The organism is Streptomyces sp. NPDC044061 (assembly GCF_056434305.1).
The window spans coordinates 25,873-33,324 of the sequence record NZ_JBWKFL010000058.1; the positions used below are offsets into that span (position 1 = coordinate 25,873).

A 7,452-nucleotide genomic window follows, 5' to 3' on the forward strand; every position below is an offset into this window, starting at 1 on the left:
CGAGCGCCGAGAGAGATGCTCAGTCGCTCCACCATGGCCGCCACGCCACCGAGCACACCGGGGCCTCGGGGCCGCTCTACGGGAGATCTGTCAGCTGACGCCGCCGCCCCACTTGGGGCGTACAAGCCGCTGACCTGCACATCTCAATGTCATCGGGTGCGCTGTGGGACAGTTCGGGACGGGCGGAGGACACGATGAAACAGCACAGGACGGCTCTGCCGAGCTGCCGGAACCCACACCGGAACTCGTTGAGCTGCTGAAATCTGATCCGGCGGTGCACGGCGGAACTTGGCTGGTCCCTACAACGTCATAGGGCGCAAGACCAACACCTCGGCCGGTACCCGGCATTGCCGGTGCGCCCAGATGAGACTGCCTTGGCGGGAGGCGCCCATCAGTTTCGCCGATGCGGCAACCGGAAGGAGCTCCTCGGCCTGTGGGACGCCGCATGGGCGGCCCAGGAAGCACAGCAGGCGCAGGCCAAGGCCACTGAGCCGGCTGAGGAGCAGTGCCACGAGCCGTCCGCCGACTGACCATGCTCAGCCAGCTCCGGCCACCGCAACGGCACAAGCAGCGCCCGTACCGTACGGTCGCGGCCGCGTGACTCGGGGAGACCCTGCTTGTCCGTCTCCGGCCTCGTAGGCGTCACCGTCGCGGGCGGCGCCTTCATGATCTGGGTCCTCAACGCCGACGCAGACGACGACCCCCCTCCGGCACAGAGGGCGCACAACCTCACCCACCGCGCCGCCGCAGTCTCCCCCGACCAGCTGCCAACGGCACCGCATGCACCTCGCTGGAGCCGGCCAGTCCATCTGTGCCAAGGACGCCGTCATGGCGTGCTCTGGCAACGCGTACGGCGCAGTGATCGAGCTCCGCTACAGGCCCGATGCGATGCCGCCTGGGCCAGGATGAGTAAAACCTCGGCGGGGGACCAAGTGATCATCGCACCCGGCCAGGGGGAGGCCCACACCCAGCCTGGACCGGCACGCCGCGACCTCCCCCGTCAGTCCTGCAGACCCTGCGCCGCTGGAACCTGGCATTGCTCTGGTGACCAACAGGCTCGGCGATGTCCTCCCCTACACCAGCGCATACGAAGAGGTAACCAGCGGCACCGGACGGCTCGACCCCGACACCCCCAATCTCACCCGCTACGTCTTCACAGACTCCCGCGCCCGGAGCTTCTTCGCCGACTGGGACGTCGTCGCGGACGAGCAGGCGTTCGACCTCTGGCTCGGACCGCTGGCCGAGAAATCCGAGAGGCTCATGGCGGAACTCGAGACTGCTGCCGGCTCCGACCTCACTCGTCCGCGTCGACCGACGCACCTACCAGGCCACCATCAGCATCAACGTCCTATTAGCCCCCGCGCTGTCAAACGCCCCATGTTCCGCTAGTCTTGGACCAGCCCATGCCCGCCCGACCCGTCCGTCTCGCGGAGCGGGTCGCTGTGACTGGCATGCTGGAGACCTACCGCGGGATCGAGCCGTACGAGATGGACCGTGTGGCGAAGTCCTTCCCGCACATCCGCGCGTGCGACATCCGGGCTGCGCTCGCCGAGCTGCCCGAGCTCCACCCCCAGACGGAAGCCGCCAGGCGGCATCTTGGCGCTGGCGCCGTACGGCAGGCACGAGGCGCCGCTTCCGGCGCCCACAGGGTTCGGTCCAGCAGCACACGGCCGAGTGCCTGCTGGGGATTACTGGTGCCGGGCGGACGGGGTCGGGAATCGCGGGCGGCTGCTGAGGCGCGTGATCCTTTAGGTCACTGCTTCTGGTAGCCCTAGCGGCGAGCCAGGCGCGGGACAGTCACATGATCAGCCGTATAAGTCCTGAGTATATTGAAATCGACTATGCATGCGTTTTTGGTCAGGTCCGGCGTAGGTTGCCTCACTCGGTGAGACGGAGTGTTTGGAGTCGGTCTCCTCGTCACCAACAGCACCGTGGCCGACCGCAACCTCATCAAGGGAGGTGACGGCTGTTGCGGCGTCTGCGTTCCCTGCTGAGCGTGCGCAGCCTCGCTGGGCAGATGTTCCTTCTGGTGCTGGCGGTGGTGGTGGCGCTCGTCGCCATCGCACTCGTGGTTCTCGTGGTGCAGGCTCGGCGTGAAAGCATGTCCGATGCCCAGCGTCGGACGCTTGCCGCCGCGCAGATGTTCGCGAACTCTCCGGGGATCGTGACGGCGCTGGACAGCAGGGACCCGACCGCGGCGCTGCAGCCGCGTGTCGAGGCGAACCGGAAGGTCGCCGATGTTGATGCGATCATCGTGTACGGGCTGGATGGAACCATCCTCGCCCACAGCGATCCTCAGCAGGTCGGGAAGCACGTCATCGGCCCCTATCAGGAGGCGGCGGGCGGCAAGGCCTTCACGAGGACCTTTCAGGGATCCCTGGGTCTGTCCGTGATCTCGGCGGTCCCCGTCAAAGACGCTCACGGCTCGGTGGTAGGCATCGTCTCCGCCCCGGTCAGGGTCCGGGAGGTCCAGGATGTGGTGAGCCGGCAGCTGCCGGTGTTGTTCGGGAGCGCTGCCGGGGCTCTTGTGCTTGCCGCGGGCGGCGTGGGACTGGTGACCGGTCGGTTGCGGCGGCAGACGCATGGGCTCGGCCCACTCGAAATGACGCGGATGTACGAGCACCATGACGCGGTTCTGCACGCGGTACGCGAGGGGGTGCTGATCACCGGGGGTGACGGCCGCCTGCTGCTGGCCAACGACGAGGCCCGGCGACTGCTTCACCTGCCGAAGGATGCGGAGGGGCGCCATGTCACCGCTCTGGGCCTTGAGACGGGCCTTACCGAGCTGCTGGCCTCAGGCCGTGCGGCCACCGACGAGGTACATCTGGCGGCTGACCGTCTTCTCGCGGTGAACAAGCGGCCCACCGCCCCGTATGGGCCTATCAGCAGCGTGGTGACCATGAGGGACACCACCGAGCTGCGGGAGCTCTCCGGCCGCGCCGAGATGGCCCGCGAGCGGCTGAATCTGCTCTATGACGCCGGAGCACGGATCGGGACCACGCTGGACGTGACGCGAACCGCCGAGGAACTGGCGCAGATCGCGGTCCCCCGGTTCGCCGACGTCGTCACCGTGGAGTTGCTGGACCCGGTCCTGAGCGGCGAGGATCCACCCGGGGTGAGCACCGACATGCGTCGCATCGCCGTCGCCGGACTTCAGGCGGACCATCCCCTCTACCCGCTCGGTGAACTGATCCGGTTTGCTGCCACCCACCCCGTCGCCGAGGGGATCGTCAGCGGTCGCGCGATCCTCGAGCCGGATCTGAGCACAGCCGACGGATGGCAGGACCAGGACCCCGAACGTGCCCAGCAGGTGCTGGACTACGGCATCCACTCCCTGATTGCCGTTCCACTACAGGCCCGGGGAGTGCTGCTGGGGATAGTGAACATCTGGCGCAAAGGCGCCTCGCCGCCCTTCGAACAGGAGGATGTCTCCTTCGCCGAGGAGCTCGCCGCCCGGGCTGCACTGAGCATCGACAACGCCCGGCGCTACACCCGCGAGCACACCCTGGCCGTCACCCTGCAGCGCAGCCTGCTGCCCCGCGCCCTGCCCGAGCAGACCGCCCTTGAGGTGGCCCACCGCTACCTGCCCGCCACGGCCGGGGTGGGCGGGGACTGGTTCGACGTCATCCCGCTGCCCGGCGCCCGGGTGGCCCTGGTGGTCGGCGACGTCGTCGGCCACGGCCTGCACGCCGCGGCCACCATGGGCAGGCTGCGCACCGCCGTGCACAACTTCTCCGCCCTGGACCTGCCTCCCGATGAACTGCTGGCCCATCTGGACGAGCTGGTGGCCCACGTCGACACCGACGAGGCTGCCGAGGAGGACGGCCGGGGGATCACCGGGGCGACCTGCCTGTACGCGATCTACGATCCCGTCTCCGGACGGGTCGCCGCGGCCACCGCAGGCCATCTGGGGCCGGCGCTGGTCCACCCCGACGGGACCGTGGCCTTTCCCGAACTGCCCATCTCCCCGCCGCTGGGCCTGGGCGCCGGGCTTCCCTTCGAGAGCGCAGAGCTGACCCTGCCCGAGGGCTCCCGGCTGGTGCTCTACACCGACGGGCTGGTCGAGAACCGCGACCGCGACCTGGACACCGGCCTGAAAGCCCTGCACAGCGCCCTGGCCGGGCCCGACCGCACCCCCGAGGCCACCTGCACAGCAGTGATCGAAGCACTACTGCCCGCACCGCCCAGCGACGACACCGCTCTGCTCGTAGCCCGCACCCGCCGACTGGACCCCACGCAGGTCGCCGAGTGGAACGTGCCCCGCGACCCGGCGGCCGTGGCCCCCATCCGCACCGCCTGCGCCGACCGGCTATCAGAATGGGGCTTGGAGGAGATCGGATTTGCCACCGAACTCATCCTCAGCGAACTGATCACCAACGCCATCCGCTACGGCGGCGAGCCCATCACCGTCCGGCTGATCTGCGACCAAGTCCTGATCTGCGAGATCTCCGACGGCAGCAGCACCTCTCCCCACCTGCGCCGGGCGAAGAGCACCGACGAGGGCGGCCGCGGACTTTTCCTGGTCGCCCAGTTCGCCCACCGCTGGGGCACCCGCTACACCGCCCGCGGCAAGATCATCTGGACCGAACAAGCCCTCCACGACACCGCTGCCCCGGCCGGGGAAGACCTCGGCGAGAGCATCCTCGACGCATGGGACGACACAGCGCTGTGAAGGACGTCGTCATGCGAGCACCTCACCCACACGCCTGGCCGCAGCCATCCCGGGCGTCGGCTCACTGTGCCGGGCTGACTTCAGGTCACCCGGTGTCCTCGTCGTGGTGAGTCAGCCCCCGTCCCGGACGCCGCCCATCCCTGCATCTACCTTTGATCTTGGCCAGCGCTCCGGCGTTCACGCCGGGGGTGAAGGCCATCTCAGAACTGCTCTGGCCCGCGTGTGAGCACAGGTCCGCTTCGACTCCCGCTCCAGATTCCGGAATGCCTTGGAGAGGACGAAGTCCAACAGATCCGCGTCGACCATGCCGTCCGGACGTACGAACACCGGATCACCCGGCCGCAGACCGATCCGGGCCACCGCCGCCGGCAGGTCCTGTACCCCCAGAACCCCCTCCGTCGGCAGCGGCCCCCACTGCCCCGGATCCGGTAATCGCACCACATGCCACGTACTCAACAGACACCTCTCCTGATGCTTGAACTCGCTCAAGCATCAGGGAAGTGGTGAACATCGACTCTCTCGCAGACGCCGTGGGCGCGCCAGGGGAGCAGTCGATCACCGAGCGCCTGGACACGATCGAGCGAGTTCTGTTTGCTCTCGCGCGTGCGCAGGGCCTCGACCCCGGCTCCTGCTGACCTTGCTCGTATCCGGCTGCGGCCCCGAACACCTGCTGGTGTCTTCGGGTCAGGGGGGCGGCCGGGGAGGGGTAAGCCGTCCGACGGCACGGCTTGTCAGGGCACGGCGTGCCGTCGGACGGGGCGGGTGGGGAGCAGACGTCGCGCGGTGTGGTGCCACGGTACTGTCCCTGCAGTCGTCCGGCGGTACGTGCAGAGGGCGTACCGCCGGACGGGACTGCGACGCCCGTCGGCGGCCGACAGGGAGGGTTCGGCCGACCGAGCGGACGCGGTGCGCGCCACGCACCTGATCAGGTGCGTGGCGGTGCGGCGCTGTCGGGGGACGGTGGTGCTGTGGTGACCACAGCGGGCATGGCCGGGGAGTAGGTTCGCCAGCCGTACCAACACGACCGATGACGCCGTGGCTCGCTACGTGGCGCTGGGAACCTCGGCTCATGCTTCGGCTGCCAGCCGATCACACGCACCCCACCATATCCCGCCTGACTGTTGATGACCACGATTATGGCGGCGCCAGCTCTGTGCCGCGACTGACAATGTGTCCAGCGCGGTAGGTCGGAGATCATCACAGTTTGTTCCGTCAGGGCCTGAATACTCCAGCAGCTTGTTGTCTTCCCGGGGCAAGGGCGATCTGGGGAGTGCTAGCGGGCGGGCTGCTGGCCGGTGGTCTCTTTTCGGGCCGCCCCTCGAGCGTGTACAGCCGCTGCTGATAGGCGGTCAGGGCCGCCTGCCGGCGTGATCGACGATCGTGCAGTGGGGATCCGGAACGATGAACTCGAGGAGCTCTTCCCTCTGTACGGACCACCGCTTTGGGACGGGTCGAACTGCGTCGCGGGATGGGGGACTACATCCCGGGACTGCTGGGTCCGGGCGGCTGTAAAAGGGCTGGCAGTTGCGGGCTCCAGGGCAGTTCGAGGGGGCGTTGGATGAAGTCGGGTAGCTCGGGTTTTGGCCGATCGTGCCGGGGTGAGGGCGGGGACGGCGCTTTGCGGCCCGGCGTTGGGCGGCGTGAGGCCGGATCGGTCGATGGCTGAGACGATCCACACCTAAGCTCGCCGCCCGCGACTGCCTGCCCGCCGAGACAACTGGGTCGACGCCAGCAATCCCATCGGCGCTGCTCGGGTCAGCGCCCGCCTCGAACACGGCATAGCCCGGCACGGCCCCCGTCTAGGCTGACAACAGCACCCAGGCCGGCGCTGACAGCGGCTTTGGCAAGGACGCATTCACCGTCGACTGGGACAGCCAAAGGGCCACTTGCCCCGGCGGTGACATCAGCACTGCCTGGAGCGAGCGGCTCTCCGACCGCAGTCAGCCGGTATTGTGGGTGGTCTTCGCGGTCAGCGTTGCCGTCCCCGCACCAAGCGGCAGGTACTCCCGTCGACGCCGTTGTCATGCGGGGTAGGGGGCCGTGTCGCGTGCTGTGCGGAGTGCGCCTGCCCACCAGGCCAGCTGGTCGAGCAGGGTCTTGGCGTGCCTGGGGGCTTCGGTGTCGAGGGGGCGGCTGTCGTGCCAGGTGGTGAGGTAGTTCGGGAAGGCGAGGCGGTCGCGGATGGTCACCGCGTGGAGTTCGGTGAAGACGTTCTCCAGGTGTAGTACCGCGTGCCGGCCACCTGTCGCGCCGCCGTAGCTAACGAAGCCGACGGGCTTGGCCGTCCACTGGGAGAAATGCCAGTCGATGGCCGCCTTCAGTGACGCTGGGTAGCTGTGATTGTATTCCGGCGTGACCACGATGAATGCGTCCGCGGCCTCCAGCGCTGACGTCAGAGCCGTCGTGCCCACCGGACGGGGATAACTGTCACCGGCATATTTTGGTGACGCCGCGGGCAGTGACAGCGGGATGTCGATCTCAGCGAGATCGACGACATCCACGTCGAACCCCTCATGGAGACGGGCCTGTTCGGTGACCCACGAGGCCACGATCGGGCCGAACCGGCCCTGGCGGACGCTTGCGACGATAACGACGAGCTTGTGCTTGTTGTTGTGCATGCCCATCACGATGAGGTCGCCCCACGGGCGTAGCCAGGCCGTGGGGGGGGGGGGGGGGGGGGGGGGGACCCCAGCGAGGTGTGGGAGGGGGGGGGTGTCCCGATCGGAAAAAGCAAGATGCAACCCCGGGGGGGGTTTCCCGGGCCACGACGGAAAGCACAC

4 protein-coding genes are annotated in these 7,452 nt (G+C 68.3%); 3 read left to right on the forward strand and 1 reads right to left on the reverse strand.

The features are described 5' to 3' along the window. Nucleotides 1-1,044: 1,044 nt before the first annotated feature. The 3 genes from AC07CM_RS44485 (at nucleotide 1,045) to AC07CM_RS44495 (ending at nucleotide 5,307) form a co-directional block, all read left to right on the forward strand. Nucleotides 1,045-1,389, forward strand: a complete 345-nt coding sequence (locus AC07CM_RS44485) for an MmyB family transcriptional regulator (protein WP_478882264.1) — start codon at nucleotides 1,045-1,047, stop codon at nucleotides 1,387-1,389. Between the two features lie 628 nt (nucleotides 1,390-2,017). Next, nucleotides 2,018-4,672: a SpoIIE family protein phosphatase gene (locus AC07CM_RS44490; RefSeq protein WP_478882277.1), complete on the forward strand. Its 2,655-nt coding sequence runs from the start codon at nucleotides 2,018-2,020 to the stop codon at nucleotides 4,670-4,672. A 503-nt stretch (nucleotides 4,673-5,175) separates the two neighbouring features. Beyond that, a complete protein-coding gene (locus AC07CM_RS44495; protein ID WP_478882265.1) occupies nucleotides 5,176-5,307 on the forward strand; it encodes a hypothetical protein in 132 nt (43 codons plus the stop codon). 1,386 nt (nucleotides 5,308-6,693) lie between these two features. Here AC07CM_RS44495 and AC07CM_RS44500 read toward each other — a convergent pair. Continuing rightward, on the reverse strand, nucleotides 6,694-7,290 hold the full coding sequence (locus tag AC07CM_RS44500; RefSeq protein WP_478882266.1) for an NADPH-dependent FMN reductase: 597 nt from the start codon (nucleotides 7,288-7,290) through the stop codon (nucleotides 6,694-6,696). Between the last annotated feature and the right edge of the window lie 162 nt (nucleotides 7,291-7,452).